The following is a 15,990-nucleotide window of genomic DNA, read 5'->3' as shown; positions in this document are numbered from 1 at the left end:
TTGACTTTGTCCGCTTTCATAGACGTATGCAGATCGTCGCGAACGCACCCGGTGAGGTCCTCACCCGGCGCCGGCACGTGGATCTGCTGCGCGTGAACTCCGCGGGGTGTTGACGGCCGGCGTACCTCCTCCGCCCGTCTCCGTGCCACCTCGGCCACCCGTAGGAGCAGTCCTGTGCGTCGTCTCATCCTGATCGCGCTGCTCGGCTCGATCGCCCAGCTCGTCGACGGCACCCTCGGTATGGCGTACGGCGTCACCGCCAGTACCGCCCTGCTGATCACCGGGATCACCCCGGCCGTCGCCTCCGCCTCGGTGCATCTCGCCGAGGTCGGCACCACGCTCGCTTCGGGCCTGTCGCACTGGCGCTTCGGCAACGTCGACTGGCGCGTGGTCGCGCTGATCGGGGCACCGGGTGCGGTCGGCGCGTTCGCCGGCGCGACGTTCCTGTCCAGCCTGTCGACCGAATCGGCCTCGGTCTGGGTCGCCGGTCTGCTGCTCCTGCTCGGTGTCTACATCCTGGTCCGGTTCGGGACCGGGAAGGTCCGGGCGGTGATCGAGGGCCGCCCGGCCGGGAAGTTCCTCGGCCCGCTCGGTCTGGTGGCCGGCTTCATCGACGCCACCGGCGGTGGCGGCTGGGGCCCGGTCGCGAACTCCGCGTTGCTGACCAGCGGCAAGCTGGCGCCCCGGCGCGCGGTCGGTTCGGTCAACGCGGCCGAGTTCCTGGTGTCGGTCGCCGCGAGCATCGGCTTCCTGTTCGGGCTCGGTGGAAAGCACCTGCCGTTCGGCATCGTCGCCGCACTGCTGGTGGGCGGTGTCCTCGCGGCACCGCTGGCCGCCTGGCTGGTGTCGCGGCTCGCGACCCGCTGGCTCGGCGTCGGCGTCGGTCTGGTGCTGATCCTGACCAACGCCCGCACCCTGCTGAACGGTCTCGACGTCACCACCAGCCTGCGGTACGTCGCGTACGCCGGCCTCGTCCTCGGCTGGGCCGGCATCGTCGCGTACGGCATCCGCGCCGCGGCCCGCCGCACGGTCGCCGAGCAGCCGGACCGCGAACTCGAACCAGCTTCCTGACTTTCTCCTTCTGACAAAGGTGTTCCAGTGCGTCTCTCCGCCTTCCGTCCTGCCCGCTTCCTCGCCGCGACCCTCGCGCTGACCGTCGCCGCCGCGGGCTGCTCGCGCGCCGACCGCAACGACACCCAGGCCGCCGCGGCCACCGGCAAAGGCCCGGCCACCGAGCTGCGGCTCGGCTACTTCCCGAACGTCACGCATGCCGCCGCGCTGGTCGGGCTCGGCAAGGACCTGTTCAGCAAGGAGCTCGGCAGTACGAAACTGGTGCCGACCAAGTTCAACGCCGGCCCGGAAGCGGTCGGCGCGCTGCTCGGTGGATCGCTCGATGCGTCGTTCATCGGTTCCGGGCCGGCGATCAACGCGTACGCGAAATCCAATGGTGAAGCGGTTCGGCTGATCGCCGGGCGACCTCCGGCGGCGCGCAATTGGTGGTGAAGCCAACGATCAGCAAGCCGGAGGACCTGATCGGCAAGACCGTCGTGACACCGCAGCTCGGCAACACGCAGGACGTGTCGCTGAAGAAGTGGCTGGCCGAGAAGAACCTGACCGGCAAGGTCAAGGTCACCAACCTGGAGAACGCGCAGACCCTCGACGCCTTCAAGAAGGGTGACGTGGACGCGGCCTGGCTGCCCGAGCCGTGGTCGTCGCGGCTGGTGCTGGACGCGGGCGCGAAGGTGCTGCTCGACGAGGCATCGCTGTGGCCGGGCGGGAAGTTCCCGACCACTGTGCTGATCGTGCGGACCCAGTTCCTGCAGGAACACCCGGAGACGGTGAAGGCGCTGCTCACCGGGTTGGTGGCGGCGATCGACTTCAGCAACTCGAACACCGCGGACGCGAAGACCGTGGTGAACGACCAGCTGAAGCAGGCGACCGGGAAGGCGCTGAAGCCGGCTGTGATCGATCGGGCCTTCGAGCACATTCAGATCACCGCGGACCCGATCGCGGCGACGTTCCCGCAGCTGGCGAAGGACCAGGTCACGGCGGGGATCGCGAAGACCGCGCCGGCGGTGGCCGGGTTCGCCGACCTCGGCCCGCTGAACGAGGTACTCGCCAAGGCAGGCAAACCGGCCGTCGACGCCGCTGGGCTCGACGCCAAGTAGCGCCGGACGAAAAGCGCCACCGGCCACGAAGTAGGTGGCGTGAAGTGGGCGGCGTGAAACAGCGCCGGGTAGCGGGTGGCTAGGTAGGTAGCAGGGCTGGATTCGATGGAGGAGGGGACGGATGACCGCGATCGTCGAGACCGATCGAGTCCGGCCGGAGGTGATCAGTCCGGTCCGGTTTCACCAAGTGGGCAAGGCTTTCGGGAGTGGCCGGAAGTCGGTGGTCGCGCTGGACGGGGTCGACCTGGAGGTCAGTGCCGGTGAGTTCGTCTGCCTGCTCGGCGCGTCCGGCTGCGGCAAGACCACGCTGCTCAACCTGGTAGCCGGCCTGGACCGGCCGACCAGTGGCCGGATCGAGCTGAACTCGTCGCGTCCGGCGGTGGTGTTCCAGGAGGCCGCGCTGATGCCGTGGCTGACGGCTGCCGGAAATGTCGAGCTGCCGTTGCGTATGGCCGGCGTACCGAAGGCGCAGCGCCGGGCGAAGGCGGCGGAACTCTTGGAGCTCGTCCGCCTCGCCGGGCTTGGTGACAAGCGCCCGCACGAACTGTCCGGTGGCATGCGCCAGCGCGTCGCGCTCGCCCGGGCGCTGGCGTCCACCACGGACAGTACGGATGCGGGTAAGCCGTCGCTGTTGTTGATGGACGAGCCGTTCTCCGCGCTCGACGCGATCACCCGCGACGCACTGCAAGGTGAACTGCTGCGCATCTGGCAGGCGACCGGTACGGCGATCCTCTTCGTCACGCACGACGTCCGCGAGGCGGTGCGCCTCGGGCAGCGGGTCGTACTGCTGTCGTCGCGGCCCGGACGGGTCGTCCAGGAGTGGGACGTACGGGACGCGCCCGGCGCCGTCGACGAGATCAACACCGCGTTGCGGAAGGTGATCAGTAGCCATGCCGCCGGTTGAGGTTCAGGACGCCGGCTCGGTCGAAGCCGGTCTGGACGCGCTCGATACACCGGTGATCGAGCCCGACGGCTCGCGGCTGCGCCGGATCGGCGCGCGCGTCCTCCCGCCGATCGGCGCGATCGTCATCCTGGTCGCGATCTGGCAGGCGTTGTGGGCGGCCGCGTTCTGGCCCGAGTTCAAGCTGCCCGCGCCGGTCGACGTGTGGGGGCAGATCTGGCAGCTGGTGACGAGCGGCCAGATCGCCGAGTTGTTCTGGGTGTCGGTGCATCGAGCGGTGATCGGGTTCGCGATCTCGCTGCTGATCGCGGTACCGCTCGGGCTCGCGATCGCGAACAGCAAGCTCGTCCGCCGGGGGATCGGGCCGCTCGTGTCAGGTCTGCAGAGCCTGCCGTCGGTCGCTTGGGTACCGGCCGCGATCCTGTGGTTCGGGCTGAACGATCGCGCGATCTACTGGGTGGTGCTGCTCGGCGCGGTGCCGTCGATCGCGAACGGCCTGGTGTCCGGACTCGACCAGGTGCCGCCGATCCTGCCGCGGGTCGGCAAGGCACTCGGCGCCGGCCGGCTCAGCGGCATCCGGTACATCCTGCTGCCGGCCGCGCTGCCGGGCTTCCTCGGCGGGCTCAAGCAGGGCTGGGCGTTCTCCTGGCGATCGCTGATGGCTGCCGAGCTGATCGCGACCTCACCGGAGCTGGGCGAAGGCCTCGGTCAGTTCCTGCACAACGGCATGTCGCTGTCGGACATCTCGATGGTGTTCGCCGGCATCGTGCTGATCTTCGTGGTCGGCGTCGGCATCGAGCTGCTGGTCTTCCGGCCGCTCGAGAACAGCGTGTTGCGAGCTCGCGGACTCACCACGTCCGCCCGCTGAGTGGGTCCGCGCCGTACTGTTGGGACGTGGTCCGATTCCTGCCGTTCCTGATCAGCCTGGTACTCACCGTGTACGCGCTGTTCTCCGTCATCCAGACACCCGACGAGGACGTACCGCACCTGCCGAAGCTGGTGTGGATCATCCTGATCGTGTTCGTCCCGTTCGCGGGGCCGCTCGTCTGGCTGCTGATGTCGCGATCCAGCGGCGCCCGCGAGGACAGCCCGGTACGCCCGTCGGCGCAGCCGCTCAGCCGGCCGCTGGCGCCTGACGACGATCCGGACTTCCTCAAGTCGCTGGACCGCTACCGGGACCCGCGGACGACCATGCGCCCGCCGGAACCGGACGAACCGACCGACGCCCCCCGCAAGCCGAAGGACACCGGCACCCCGGACGAAACCGACGACGGCAAGGCCTGAGCCGAAAGCTTCGGCCTTGTCGTCGAGCCGCACCGCGCGGAGACCGCCGCGACCACGTCGGACATGCGGCGGCCCGACCGACGTGCGGCGGCCCGACCGACGTGCGGCAGCGCGGCCGGCTTCCGGCGGCCCGACCGGCGTGCGGTCAGGCGGACTTGCGGTGTTCGGGGAGGATGGTGTCGTTGTCGCGTTCGGACTCGGTGGTGCCGCCCCAGACGCCGTACGGCTCGCCGACGGAGAGCGCGTGCTGCCGGCACTCGGGCTGGACCGGGCAGGTCCCGCACAGCGACTTGGCCACCATCTCGCGGGCGCGTTTGCGAACGCCACGCTCCGACTCGGGTGAGAAGAAGAGCTCCGGGTTCACATCCCGGCATGCGGCTTGTGACTGCCAGTCCCACAGATCCATGAGCGGGCGGGGTAGGCGAGGCATCCCTCTCGACATGGCAACCTCCTTGACTCACCGTAAGCGCGGACGGGCGCTCGGTGAAAACTATGCTCATCTCACAGCGAGTTCAACCCTTGTTGTCTCGAAGTTCGAGCCATTCGTTATCACCGCAGGCAGTCGCGGCCTGTGATCGGCGGTTTTCAGGCGGCGAGCGTGTTCACGTCATCACTTGATGTGACATGAGTCACTTTCACGATGCAAATGCGTCTGCACGTGCAGACGCTCAGGCGTCGTTTCACCCCCGTTTACAACGTTTACCCAACCCCGCGTGACGAACCCTCCGTTCGACGCGGCAGGTCAGGCCTGGGGCTCGTAGCGGTAGTACTCGTGGGCGCCGTGCGCTACGTCCGTGATGCCGGTGAGGGCGCGGATGACGGTCGCGTGGGTAATGGCGAGTACGGGGCCGTCGGTGCCGGCGGTGTGCCGGTCCAGGGCGGCGCGGGCGCGTTCGCGGACGCGGGACAGTGGTTCCCAGGGCCGTTGGATGCCTTCCGGCCATTCCCCGTCGTACGCCTCGAGCTCGGCCTGGGCGGCCCGGACGTCGGCGGCGCTGCGCCACAGGCCGGTGTGGTCCGGCAGCCAGTCGCGCAGGTCGTGGTCGACCTTCACGCCGAGCGCGAGCCGGTGGCCGATGATCGCGGCGCTGTGCAGGGCGCGGGTGAACGGCGAGCTGACCAGGTACGTCGCGCCGATACCGCTGAGCAGGTCGGCGAGCTGCTCGGCCTGTTTCATCCCGACCGCGGTGAGTGGGGCGGAGTCGGCCGCGGTCCCGGGCCAGCCCCGGGAGTCGATCGGCTCGTAGTCCGGCTCACCGTGCCGGACGAGGTAGATCTGGATCACGCCCATGTTCTACCGGAGATGCCGCGCCCCCGCCCATCCACGCGGGTGGCCGGGCGGCGGCGAGAGCGGTTCGGACAGGGACGACGGCGCGCGGACCTGATGCAGTTCGTCGAAGAGGTTGTCGAGGCCGGCCCGGAGCTCCGGCGGCTCGGCCCGGGTGCCGGCCGGCTCGATCCAGCGCACCTCGGTCGCGCCCTGGTGGCCGTGTACGGCGAGCACGGACTCGACGTTCGGCCAGACCGCGGTCGCCGGGTTGTCACCCCGCCAGCGCAACGCCACCGAGCCGTCGGTGAACTGACAGCCCTCTGCCACCACGCCGGTCCCTGACACCCCACTCGGATCCCGATACCGAACCAGCTCGAAGGTCCGCGGCCTCACCTTGCTGTACTCCCCGTCGTCGACCGGCACTTGCAGCCCTCAACGATCCCGGACCGCTTCCGGTTACTGGCCAGGTCCGGTACGAGTGCCGGTGGGTGCTATTCTCGGGATCGTGAAGCGTTGCTATTGGCGATTTTTTGAGTGGCCGGCCTTGGTGCCGGGCGACTCAGCCGATCGCTGACGCCCAACCGCAGACACCAGAGCCGGCTCGAAGGCAAGGACATCGTCCTTGCCTTTTCTCGTATCTTCAGCCGGCTGTCAGCGCTTCGTGGCGGGCCGGCGGAAAGGTCCCCCGATGAACACCCTCCCGAAACCGACCGAACAATCCACGGTCGTCGATCGACGGATCGAAAAGACCGTCCCGCTGGTCACCCCGCTCGCGCTGCACGACGAGTTCCCGCTCGGCGACGCCGCGGCCCGGACCGTCGCATCCGGCCGGCAGGCGGTCGTCGACGTACTGAACGGTGCCGACGATCGCCTCGTGGTCGTGGTCGGCCCGTGTTCGGTGCATGACGCGAAGGCCGCCCTCGAGTACGCCGAACGGCTCGCGCCGGTGGCCGAGCGACTGTCCGACGGCCTGCTCGTGGTGATGCGGGTGTACTTCGAGAAGCCGCGTTCGACGCTGGGCTGGAAGGGCCTGATCAACGACCCGGGACTGGACGGGTCCGGTGACGTGAACCGTGGTCTGCGGATCGCGCGGCAGCTGCTCGTGCAGGTGACCGAGCTCGGCCTGCCGGTCGGGTGTGAGTTCCTGGACCCGATCACGCCGCAGTACATCGCCGACACGGTCGGGTGGGGTGCGATCGGCGCGCGGACCGTCGAGAGCCAGGTGCATCGTCAGCTGTCGTCCGGTTTGTCGATGCCGATCGGGATGAAGAACCGTCCCGATGGTTCGATCGGGACCGCTGTGGACGCGATCAAGGCCGCCGCGGTGCCGCACGTGTTCACCGGAATTGACCACGACGGCGCGCCCGCGATCCTGCATACGCGCGGCAACCCGGATTGTCACCTCGTACTGCGTGGGTCTGACAGCGGGCCGAACTACGACGCGGAATCCGTCGCCGGTGCGGTCGACCTGCTGCGTACGGCTGGTCTTCCGGAGCGCGTGATCATCGACGCGAGCCATGGGAACAGCCGGAAGGATCACCTTCGGCAGCCGGTGGTGGCAGCGGAGATCGGCGCGCAGGTCGCGGCCGGGAACAAGGCGATCGTCGGCGTGATGCTGGAGTCGTTCCTGCAGGCCGGGCGTCAGGAGCTGGACCCGACGCGCGAGCTGACGTACGGCCAGTCGATCACGGACGCCTGCATGGGTTGGGAAACGACCGTGGAAACACTGGAGAAGCTCCGCGACGCGGCGATCACGCGCCGGGGATAGCGGCGGGGATATCGACGGGGGATAGCTGTTCATCTGGAGGTCTAGCCGCGGTCAAGACCTGGCCCTAAGGTCCCGACCATGACTGAGATCTCCCGGCGTCTGGTGCTCGGTTCGGTGGCGGGTGGGGCAGCGGTGTCGCTGCTCCCGCCGTCGCTGCACAGCGCGATGGCGCAACCTGTCCGGCGTGGTGGTCTGCGCGCGATCGAGCATGTGATCGTGCTGATGCAGGAGAACCGATCGTTCGACCACTACTTCGGTACGCTGCGCGGCGTCCGCGGGTACGGCGACCGGCTGCCGCTGCGGTTGCGGAACGGCAAGAGCATCTTCCACCAGCCGAAAACCGGTGGTGGCGAGGTGCTCCCGTTCTCGCTCCGCAAGGCCGCTGCCGCCGCTGGCCGGAAACTGGATGACATCCAGTACCTGGGCGCGCTGGCGCACGGGTACGGCGATGCCACCCAGGCGTGGGCCGGCGGCTGGAACGACGACTGGGTGCAGGCCAAGACGGCCGCCTCGATGACGCATTACGAGCGCCGCGACATCCCGCTGCAGTACGAGCTCGCCGACACGTTCACGATCTGCGACGCGTACCACTGCTCGGTCAACGGTTCGACCAACCCGAACCGCAACTACCTGTGGTCCGGCACCACCGGGTACGAACCTGGTACGAAGCAACGCGCCGTCACGAACGCGGCGTACGACTACAACCACGCCGGCTACGACTGGACCGCGTACCCGGAGCGGCTGGAGAAGGCCGGTGTTTCCTGGCAGATCTACCAGGAGTGGGACAACTTCACCGACAACGCGGTCGAGTACTTCAAGACGTTCAAGGACATCGGGCGCCGCATCCTGGCAGGAGTCCCGGGCGGCTATCGCACCACCGAGGAGTTCTACGACAAGCTCTTCGCGAAGTCCGACGCGGATCGCGCGGTCGCGCTGAAGCAGCTCGACGCGGCGGTCGAGACGCTGCCGATCAAGGACCAGAAGCTGTTCCGCAAGGCGATGTACCGCTCCGAGCCGGAGTCGCTGGTGCCGCGGCTGCGCGCCGACATCAAGGCGGGCACGCTGCCGAAGGTGAGCTGGCTCGTTCCGTCCTCGGTCGACTCCGAGCACCCCAGCTCGTCGACGCCGGTCGCCAGCGCGAACCTGATCTACGACGTACTGGACGCGATCGCCTCCGATCCGGACACCTGGTCGAAGACGGTGCTGCTGATCAACTTCGACGAGAACGACGGGTACTTCGACCATGTCCCACCGCCGGTCGCGCCGCGGCCCGCGTCGGGTGAGGGAGACGACTGGTACGCGGGCAAGCCGATCGGTCTCGGACCGCGCGTCCCGATGACCGTCGTGTCGCCGTGGACGGTCGGCGGTCACGTGAACTCGCAGGTCTTCGACCACACCTCGGTACTGCGGTTCCTCGAACTGTGGACCGGCATCCGCGAACCGAACATCAGTGCCTGGCGCCGGACGGTGTGCGGTGACCTGACCACGACGTTCGACTTCGAACGTGGCTACCGGCAACCATCGGTGGACCAGCCCGGACCGGTACCAGCGCCGATCGACCGCTGGCACCCGGCGCCGCCGGCCGACCAGGCGATCCCGGTCCAGGAGTCCGGCCGCCGCCCGGCTCGCGCGTTGCCTTACCAGCCGAAGGTTTCCGGCGTTGTTGCTGACGGCAAGCTGATGCTGGCCCTCAGCAACAATGGCTCACAGTCGGCACATTTCACCGTCTACCCGTACGGTGGGGAACTGCCCGCGCCGACACATGTCGACGTCCATCACCCCGGCCGGGACACGGGCGCGGGCACGACGCCGACCGCGCTCGCGATCCCGGTCGACGGTCCGTTCGAGCTCGCGATCCAGGGCCCGAACCGGTTCTGGGCCGAAGTGGCCGGTACGGCCGACGGCACCGCGGCCGGGCTGGACGTCCGGATCGGGAACCGGGCCGGCTCCCTGGAGCTCGACCTCGTCAACACCACCCGGAAGCCGCTGACCGTGAAGCTGAAGTCGCGCGGTTACGCCGGCAAGACCGTGACCGTCGAGCTGCGCGGCAAGCAGACCCGGCCGGTCTTCTGGCCGACCGATCACGGCTGGTACGACGTCGAGGTGACGACGCCGAACGACCCCACGTACCGGCGGCGCTTGTCGGGTCACCTGGAGACCGGAAAGCCGGGCATCACGGGCTAGCGCCGGCGCCGGCCGATCCGTCGGCCCGAAGGCTCAGCGGGCGATGTCCGCCGTTCGTGCCTTGGTGATGGTGATCAGATCGGCGGGGGCGAGGCCGATGTCGAAACCGCGCCGGCCACCCGACACGTACACGGTCGGGTGGCCGGTCGCGGTGTTGTCGACAACCGTGGGCAGCGCGCGCTTCTGGCCGATCGGGCTGATCCCGCCGAGGACGTAACCGGTGGCCCGTTCGGCGGCGGCCGGGTCGGCCATCACCGCTTTCTTACCGCCGGCCGCGGCCGCGATCGCCTTCAGATCAAGCTGTTTCGCGACCGGTACGACGCCGACCGTGAGCTTGCCGTCCACCTCGACGAGCAGGGTCTTGAACACCTGCTCCGGCGTCAGGCCGAGCGCCTCGGCCGCCTCCAGTCCGTACGACTTCGCGGCCGGATCGTGCTCGTACGCATGTGTACTGAACTCGATGTTCGCCTTCGCCAGCGCCACGGTCGCCGGAGTGCCCTGCCTAGCCTTCGCCACGCTCCGACCTTAGTGCGTCACCTTGGTCCGCCGGTGGTCGGCCAGTGATGCGGACACAACAGTGACCCGCGGTCGGCGCGAGCTCGGCCTGTAGCGGGGTGTCGAGGCTTGTCAACAATCCGGCGATCAGGTGCAGGTTCATACCGCAGACCAGTTGCGGGTGTTCTTTCGCCAGCCGCCGGAACGGGCAGTTCGCCAGCACGATCCCGTCCGCTTCCGCGCGCGGCTCGAATCCATGTGCCGCCAGCACCTGCTCCACCGACTGCTTCCCGGCGGTACGGCCGATCGTCTCGCCGTACTCCCGCGCTCTTCGATTGACGGCTTCACGGGGCGAGATGCCGTACGCCTCCGCGTCCTGGATCGCGGCCGCGAGCAGCTGTCCCGCGATCGCGTACTGACGCTCCGGCAGGCTGATCTCGATTTCCCGATCGGAGCGGTGATACAGCTTCGCGGGACGGCCCGCGCCCGGCCCCGTACGCCCGGTCCGGCGCTCGTAGCAGGTCTCGAGCAGGCCCTCCTCGGTCAGCCGATCGAGATGGAAGGCGGCCGTCGTCCGCGGAATCCCGAGCGCGCTCGCGGCGTCGTCCCGGCTGATCGGCTCGGCGTGCGCGACCACGTACTCGTAGAGCCGGCGCCGGGTCGGCTCCTCGAGTACCGCGACCGCCTGGACGTCGGCGTGCCGGGAGATGTCCACGGAATGATTCTATCGACAACTCGGGTTGGTGAAACAGTATGATGGTTCTTCGCTGAAACCTCAGGGAGTTGCAGATGGCGATCTCGGCCGACCTCGAGTCCGTCCCGCTTCACATCGTCGCCCGCCGGGAGGAGATCGACCTTCCGGCCGCGCAGCGTGCGGTCGCGGACCTGCTCACCGCGCTCGGGCGCGACCCGCACAGTGCCCATCTCGCGGACACCCCGCGCCGGGTCGCGAACGCGTACGCCGAGATGCTCACGCCGCGCGAGTTCGAGCTCACCACCTTCCCGAACGACGAAGGGTACGACGAGCTGGTCCTGGCCAAGGACATCCCGGTGCAGTCACTGTGCGAACACCACCTGCTCCCGTTCCAGGGCGTCGCCCACGTCGGGTACCTGCCGGGTGACCGCATCCTCGGCCTGTCCAAGCTGGCCCGCGTGGTGGAGCTGTTCGCGCGCGACTTCCAGGTGCAGGAGCGACTGACCAAGCAGGTCGCCGACTGGCTCCAGGATCATCTCGACCCGAAGGGCGTCGGCGTGGTGATCGAGGCCGAACACCAGTGCATGTCACTGCGTGGCGTCCGCGCGGCCGGCTCCCGTACGGTCACGTCCTCCCTGCACGGCACCCTGCGCCAGAACCCCAGCTCCCGCGCCGAGTTCTTCGCCCTCACCGGCCTTGCCCCCTGAACCGCGGGGTTGCCCCCTCGAATTACGAAGGGGCAACCCTCCAGTCGCGGTGATGACCCCTCGGGTGGAGGGTTCGCAGGTGGGTCAGGCGGAGGCGGCTGCCGAGACCTGGAGCCAGCGGACCACGGTGGCGCCGCGGTGGCCGTGGACGGCGAGGATGGAGTCGAGGTCCGGCCAGACGGCCGTCGACGGGTTGGCGCCGTGCCAGCGGAGCGCGACCGAGCCGTCGGTGAAGACGCATCCTTCGGCGACGATGCCGGTCCCGGAGACCCCGCTGATGTCGGTGTAGCGGACGAGTTCGAACGTCTGGGGTTTCACCGGCGGCACCCCGGGTGGCGAGAGAGTTCGGCCATGATCCTTTCCCCGTAGTACGTGGCTGGGTCACGCCACAAACCGGGGACAATTACCGACTGTCAGCGGGGAAGGACGGTCTGTAGCGACTGATCTTCTTGACCCAAGCTAGAGCCAAAGGGCCCGGACGCGCCAGTCCCTGACCGCGGGTCGCCCGATTCGGCCACTGACCTGGGTAATCGATGTGTCGGGTGGCTGCGGTTCGTGATCGAATACTCCGGTGTTCCTCACGCTTGGTACCGATCTGGCCGGACTGGATGTTCCCGCGAGCGACTTCGGGTTCCTGTTGCACAAGAACCCGGCGCGACCGCAGACGATCGGTATCACCGGGGGATCGGCCCATGTGTTCTACCCCGAGGCGACCGGCGAGCGGTGTACGGCGGCCGTGCTGCTGGAGATCGACCCGATCGGCCTGGTCCGCTCCGGGCGTGGCAAGGCCGCGGAGGGATTCACCCTCGGGCAGTACGTGAACGACCGCCCGTACGCCGCGTCCAGCCTGCTCGCGGTCGCGCTCGGCAAGCTGTTCCGGACCGCGATGAACGGCCGCTGCGACGCGCGCCCCGAGCTCGCGGCGCGCCCGCTGCCGCTGGAGATCCACGTCCCCGCGCTCCCGTGCAACGGCGGTGCCGACCTGGCCGAGCGGTTCTTCGCGCCGCTCGGCTGGACCGTCGACGCGCGACCGGTCCCGCTCGATCCGGAGATCCCGGCGTGGGGCGATTCCCGGTACGTGGACCTGCGGCTGACCGGTGTACTTCGGTTGGCCGACGGGCTCAACCACCTGTACGTGATGCTGCCCGTACTGGATGACGCGAAGCACTACTGGGTCGGATCGGACGAGGTCGACAAGCTGGTGAAGGCCGGCGAAGGCTGGCTGGGCGCGCATCCCGAGAAGGACCTGATCTCGCGGCGCTACCTGGCCCACCGCCGGTACCTGGCCGATGCCGCGCTGGAGCGACTGGCCGAAGTGGACGGTCAGGAGCTTGCCGAGGAATCGGCCGAGGAAGGCTCGGTGTCGCTCGCGGTCGAGCGGCGTACGGCGGTAGCGGGCGTACTGCGCGAGCTGGGCGCCCGCCGGATCGCCGACATCGGCTGTGGTGAGGGCGCACTCGCCGGTGAGCTGCTGAAGGACCCGATGATCGGCGAACTGATCGCGACCGACGTGTCGGCCCGGGCGCTGATCTCGGCGAAGCGGCGACTGCGCTACGACGATCTGCCTGACCGGCAACGCGATCGGCTCCGGTTCCTGCAGTCCTCGGTGACGTACTCCGACGAACGGCTCGCGGGCCTGGACGCGGTCGTACTGATGGAGGTCGTCGAGCACGTCGATCCGCCGCGCCTGCCGGCGTTGGCGAGGTCGGTGTTCCAGGCGGCGCATCCTGCTGCCGTGGTGATGACCACGCCGAACAGCGAGTACAACGTGCTCTTTCCGTCCTTGCCGGCCGGGAAGTTCCGGCATCCCGATCACCGGTTCGAGTGGACTCGGGCGGAGTTCGAGGAGTGGGCGCGCGGGGTCGCCTCGACGTACGGGTACACGGTCGAGTTCCGTCCCGTCGGTGCGGTCGACCCGGCGTACGGCGCGCCGACCCAGCTGGCCCTGTTTCGTACGGAGGAGGCACGATGACGAAGATCGACGTACCCGCCCTGTCGCTGATCGTGCTGGTCGGAGCGAGCGGCTCCGGGAAGTCCACATTCGCGCGGAAGCACTTCCTCGGCACCGAGGTGATCTCCAGCGACTTCTGCCGTGGGCTGGTGTCTGACGACGAGAACGATCAGGCGGCGACCAAGGACGCCTTCGAGGTGCTCAACTTCATCGCCGGGAAGCGGCTCGCGGCCGGGCGGCTGACGGTCATCGACGCGACCAACGTGCAGCCGGACGCCCGCAAGGAACTGGTGAATCTGGCTCGGGAGTACGACGTGCTGCCGGTGGCGATCGTGCTCGATCCGCCGGAGCGGGTTTGCGTCGAACGCAACGCGCAGCGGGCGGACCGGCAGTTCGGGTCGAAGGTGATCGTCCGGCAGCGGTCGCAGCTGAAGCGCGGGTTGCGCAGTCTGAAGCGCGAGGGATTCCGCAACGTCCACGTGCTGTCCGGCGTCGACGAGATCGATGCCGTGAGCATCGAACGGACCCGGCTGTACAACGATCTCACCGACCGGACCGGCCCGTTCGACGTGATCGGCGACGTCCACGGATGCCGGCCGGAGCTGGAGCGGCTGCTCACCGAGCTCGGGTACACGTTCACTCGCGACGACGCCGGGCGGCCGATTGATGCCGTACACCCGGCGCGGCAGGCGATCTTCGTCGGTGACCTGGTCGACCGCGGCCCGGACAGCCCGGGCGTACTGCGGCTGGTGATGGGGATGGTGGCGAACGGGCATGCGTACTGCGTGCCGGGCAACCACGAGGACAAGCTGCTGCGGGCGCTTCGCGGGAAGAACGTGAAGATCAGCCACGGTCTGGAGACCACGCTCGAACAGCTCGCGATGGAGTCGTCCGAGTTCCGCGAGCAGGTGATGACGTTCATCGACGGCCTGATCTCGCACTATGTGTTCGACGACGCCAAGCTGGTGGTTTCGCACGCCGGCCTGGTCGAGCGCATGCACGGGCGTACGTCGGGGCGCGTCCGGTCGTTCTGCTTGTACGGCGAAACGACCGGTGAGACCGATGAGTTCGGGCTGCCGGTACGTTACCCGTGGGCGAACGACTACCGCGGTCGCGCCATGGTCGTGTACGGCCACACGCCGACGCCCGAGCCGGAGTGGATCAACAACACGATCTGTCTGGACACCGGTTGCGTGTTCGGCGGATCGCTGACCGCGCTGCGCTATCCGGAGCGCGAGCTGGTCGCCGTACAGGCGGCGGAGGAGTACTACGCGCCGGCGAAACCGTTGCATGTGGCAACCGCCCCGGCACGCGAACCGGACGTACTCGAACTGACCGACGTGACCGGCCGGCGGGTGGTCGAGACGACGTCGCACGGCCGGCTGAGCATCCGGGCCGAACAGGCCGGCGCGGCGCTGGAGGTGATGAGCCGGTTCGCGATCGATCCGCGGTTCCTGCTGTACCTGCCGCCGACGATGAGTCCGGTCGCCACCTCGCCGGAGCCGGGGTTGCTGGAGCACCCGCGGCAGGCGTTCGAGGCGTACCGGGCGCAGGGCGTGACGGAGCTGGTGTGCGAGGAGAAGCACATGGGTTCGCGCGCGGTCGTGCTGCTGACGCGGGACGACGATGTCGCGGAGAAGCGGTTCGGGCTGGCCGGTCGCGGGGCCGTCCACACGCGTACGGGGCGATCGTTCTTCGACGCGTCGTTGACCGACGAGCTGCTGCTTCGCCTGCGGTCGGTGGCTGAGCGGGCGGGGGTGTTCGATGAGTTGGACACGTCGTGGGTGCTGCTTGATGCCGAGCTGCTGCCGTGGAGCGCGAAGGCGGAGGACCTGCTGCGGAACCAGTACGCCGCGGTCGGAGCGGCCGCTCGTATGTCGTTGCCTGCAGCAACTGCTGCGTTGCGGTCGGCGGCTGATGCCGGTCTGGACGTAGGTGATCTGCTGGGTTCGGTGGAGCAGCGGTTGGCCAATGCGGAGCGGTTCACCGACGCGTACCGGCGGTATTGCTGGCCGACCGACGGGCTGGACGGGGTGCGGCTGGCGCCGTTCCAGGTGCTGGCGTCCGAGGGGGCTACGTACCAGGATCGCCCGCATGCTTGGCATCTTGGGATCGCCGACCGGATGGTTGCCTCGGGCCCCGAGGTGGTGACGCCGACGCGACGGTTGTTCGTTGACGCGGGCAACTGGGATGCCGGGATCGCCTGGTGGGAAGAGCTCACCGGCGCCGGGGGAGAGGGCATGGTGGTGAAGCCGGCCGCCAACCTGGTCCGTACGGCGAAGGGGTTGGCACAGCCCGGGTTGAAGGTTCGCGGGCAGGAGTACCTGCGGCTGATCTACGGCCCGGACTACACCGACCCGGCCAACTTCAGCCGGCTCCGGGACCGGAACCTCGGTCACAAACGGTCCCTGGCGCTGCGCGAGTACGCGCTGGGCATGGAGTCCCTTGAGCGAGCGGCCCGAGGCGAACCTCTGTGGCGTATCCACGAATGCGTCTTCGCCGTACTGGCCCTGGAATCCGAACCCATCGACCCACGCCTCTGACAGACGCCGAACGCCGACAGAAGAG

At 68.7% G+C, this 15,990-nt stretch carries 18 protein-coding genes; 12 read left to right on the top strand and 6 right to left on the bottom strand.

Features of this window, described 5'->3' with window-relative positions:
- Positions 1 to 26 precede the first annotated feature (26 nt).
- From HDA44_RS38880 to HDA44_RS13150, 7 genes are all read left to right on the top strand, one after another.
- Positions 27 to 113 carry a putative leader peptide gene (locus HDA44_RS38880; RefSeq protein WP_408954222.1) on the top strand — a complete coding sequence of 29 codons (87 nt, stop codon included), beginning with the start codon at positions 27 to 29 and terminating at the stop codon, positions 111 to 113.
- A 61-nt stretch (positions 114 to 174) separates the two neighbouring features.
- Positions 175 to 1,071: a TSUP family transporter gene (locus HDA44_RS13170; RefSeq protein WP_184834220.1), complete on the top strand. Its 897-nt coding sequence runs from the start codon at positions 175 to 177 to the stop codon at positions 1,069 to 1,071.
- Between the two features lie 27 nt (positions 1,072 to 1,098).
- Complete coding sequence (locus HDA44_RS38510; RefSeq protein ID WP_337905933.1) at positions 1,099 to 1,503, top strand: ABC transporter substrate-binding protein; 405 nt, start codon at positions 1,099 to 1,101, stop codon at positions 1,501 to 1,503.
- Positions 1,500 to 2,168: an ABC transporter substrate-binding protein gene (locus HDA44_RS13165; RefSeq protein ID WP_337905932.1), complete on the top strand. Its 669-nt coding sequence runs from the start codon at positions 1,500 to 1,502 to the stop codon at positions 2,166 to 2,168. Before HDA44_RS38510 ends, HDA44_RS13165 begins: the two co-directional genes overlap by 4 nt.
- 121 nt (positions 2,169 to 2,289) lie before the next feature.
- Positions 2,290 to 3,072, top strand: coding sequence for an ABC transporter ATP-binding protein (locus HDA44_RS13160; protein WP_184834218.1), 783 nt, complete (start codon positions 2,290 to 2,292; stop codon positions 3,070 to 3,072).
- Positions 3,059 to 3,937, top strand: coding sequence for an ABC transporter permease (locus HDA44_RS13155; protein ID WP_184834216.1), 879 nt, complete (start codon positions 3,059 to 3,061; stop codon positions 3,935 to 3,937). Before HDA44_RS13160 ends, HDA44_RS13155 begins: the two co-directional genes overlap by 14 nt.
- Before the next feature lie 26 nt (positions 3,938 to 3,963).
- On the top strand, positions 3,964 to 4,353 hold the full coding sequence (locus HDA44_RS13150) for a PLDc N-terminal domain-containing protein (protein WP_184834214.1): 390 nt from the start codon (positions 3,964 to 3,966) through the stop codon (positions 4,351 to 4,353).
- 145 nt (positions 4,354 to 4,498) lie between these two features.
- Here the strand turns inward: HDA44_RS13150 and HDA44_RS13145 are convergent, their stop codons facing one another.
- The 3 genes from HDA44_RS13145 to HDA44_RS13135 form a co-directional block, all read right to left on the bottom strand.
- Positions 4,499 to 4,759, bottom strand: a complete 261-nt coding sequence (locus tag HDA44_RS13145; RefSeq protein ID WP_272956415.1) for a WhiB family transcriptional regulator — start codon at positions 4,757 to 4,759, stop codon at positions 4,499 to 4,501.
- A gap of 336 nt (positions 4,760 to 5,095) precedes the next feature.
- Positions 5,096 to 5,638 carry a histidine phosphatase family protein gene (locus HDA44_RS13140; RefSeq protein WP_184834212.1) on the bottom strand — a complete coding sequence of 181 codons (543 nt, stop codon included), beginning with the start codon at positions 5,636 to 5,638 and terminating at the stop codon, positions 5,096 to 5,098.
- A gap of 9 nt (positions 5,639 to 5,647) precedes the next feature.
- Complete coding sequence (locus HDA44_RS13135; protein WP_337905931.1) at positions 5,648 to 5,950, bottom strand: hypothetical protein; 303 nt, start codon at positions 5,948 to 5,950, stop codon at positions 5,648 to 5,650.
- 361 nt (positions 5,951 to 6,311) lie between these two features.
- Between HDA44_RS13135 and HDA44_RS13130 the strand changes: the two genes are divergently transcribed.
- Positions 6,312 to 7,391, top strand: a complete 1,080-nt coding sequence (locus tag HDA44_RS13130) for a 3-deoxy-7-phosphoheptulonate synthase (RefSeq protein ID WP_184834208.1) — start codon at positions 6,312 to 6,314, stop codon at positions 7,389 to 7,391.
- A 78-nt stretch (positions 7,392 to 7,469) separates the two neighbouring features.
- Entirely contained in the window at positions 7,470 to 9,575 is a 2,106-nt protein-coding gene (locus HDA44_RS13125; protein ID WP_184834206.1) for a phosphocholine-specific phospholipase C, read from the top strand.
- Between the two features lie 33 nt (positions 9,576 to 9,608).
- Here HDA44_RS13125 and ybaK read toward each other — a convergent pair whose 3' ends face one another.
- Together ybaK and HDA44_RS13115 are read right to left on the bottom strand one after the other, a co-directional pair.
- The gene (ybaK, locus tag HDA44_RS13120; protein ID WP_184834204.1) at positions 9,609 to 10,091 is read right to left on the bottom strand and encodes a Cys-tRNA(Pro) deacylase; all 483 of its coding nucleotides are present in this window, start codon (positions 10,089 to 10,091) and stop codon (positions 9,609 to 9,611) included.
- Positions 10,078 to 10,785, bottom strand: coding sequence for a helix-turn-helix transcriptional regulator (locus HDA44_RS13115; protein ID WP_184834202.1), 708 nt, complete (start codon positions 10,783 to 10,785; stop codon positions 10,078 to 10,080). The genes ybaK and HDA44_RS13115 overlap by 14 nt, the downstream gene beginning before the upstream one ends.
- A 74-nt stretch (positions 10,786 to 10,859) precedes the next feature.
- On the opposite strand from HDA44_RS13115, the gene folE reads away from it, so the two are divergent.
- Positions 10,860 to 11,471, top strand: a complete 612-nt coding sequence (folE, locus tag HDA44_RS13110; protein ID WP_184834200.1) for a GTP cyclohydrolase I FolE — start codon at positions 10,860 to 10,862, stop codon at positions 11,469 to 11,471.
- An 84-nt stretch (positions 11,472 to 11,555) separates the two neighbouring features.
- Here the strand turns inward: folE and HDA44_RS13105 are convergent, their stop codons facing one another.
- Positions 11,556 to 11,789, bottom strand: coding sequence for a hypothetical protein (locus tag HDA44_RS13105; protein WP_184834198.1), 234 nt, complete (start codon positions 11,787 to 11,789; stop codon positions 11,556 to 11,558).
- A 253-nt stretch (positions 11,790 to 12,042) separates the two neighbouring features.
- Here HDA44_RS13105 and HDA44_RS13100 point away from each other — a divergent pair, with 253 nt between their 5' ends.
- Both HDA44_RS13100 and HDA44_RS13095 read left to right on the top strand, forming a co-directional pair.
- Positions 12,043 to 13,443, top strand: a complete 1,401-nt coding sequence (locus tag HDA44_RS13100; protein WP_184834196.1) for a 3' terminal RNA ribose 2'-O-methyltransferase Hen1 — start codon at positions 12,043 to 12,045, stop codon at positions 13,441 to 13,443.
- Complete coding sequence (locus tag HDA44_RS13095; RefSeq protein ID WP_184834194.1) at positions 13,440 to 15,965, top strand: polynucleotide kinase-phosphatase; 2,526 nt, start codon at positions 13,440 to 13,442, stop codon at positions 15,963 to 15,965. The genes HDA44_RS13100 and HDA44_RS13095 overlap by 4 nt, the downstream gene beginning before the upstream one ends.
- Positions 15,966 to 15,990: the final 25 nt, after the last annotated feature.

It is taken from the genome of Kribbella solani, assembly GCF_014205295.1.
Taxonomy (GTDB): Bacteria; Actinomycetota; Actinomycetes; order Propionibacteriales; family Kribbellaceae; genus Kribbella; species Kribbella solani.
This window is presented reverse-complemented; position numbering and strand designations above follow the sequence as displayed.

Coding starts and splice junctions, on each gene's coding strand:
- HDA44_RS13145 (WP_272956415.1), bottom strand. CDS start 4,759: ATGGATCTGTGGGACTGGCAGTCACAAGCCGCATGCCGGGATGTGAAC.
- HDA44_RS13095 (WP_184834194.1), top strand. CDS start 13,440: ATGACGAAGATCGACGTACCCGCCCTGTCGCTGATCGTGCTGGTCGGA.
- HDA44_RS13160 (WP_184834218.1), top strand. CDS start 2,290: ATGACCGCGATCGTCGAGACCGATCGAGTCCGGCCGGAGGTGATCAGT.
- HDA44_RS13155 (WP_184834216.1), top strand. CDS start 3,059: ATGCCGCCGGTTGAGGTTCAGGACGCCGGCTCGGTCGAAGCCGGTCTG.
- HDA44_RS13125 (WP_184834206.1), top strand. CDS start 7,470: ATGACTGAGATCTCCCGGCGTCTGGTGCTCGGTTCGGTGGCGGGTGGG.
- HDA44_RS13130 (WP_184834208.1), top strand. CDS start 6,312: ATGAACACCCTCCCGAAACCGACCGAACAATCCACGGTCGTCGATCGA.
- HDA44_RS38880 (WP_408954222.1), top strand. CDS start 27: ATGCAGATCGTCGCGAACGCACCCGGTGAGGTCCTCACCCGGCGCCGG.
- folE (WP_184834200.1), top strand. CDS start 10,860: ATGGCGATCTCGGCCGACCTCGAGTCCGTCCCGCTTCACATCGTCGCC.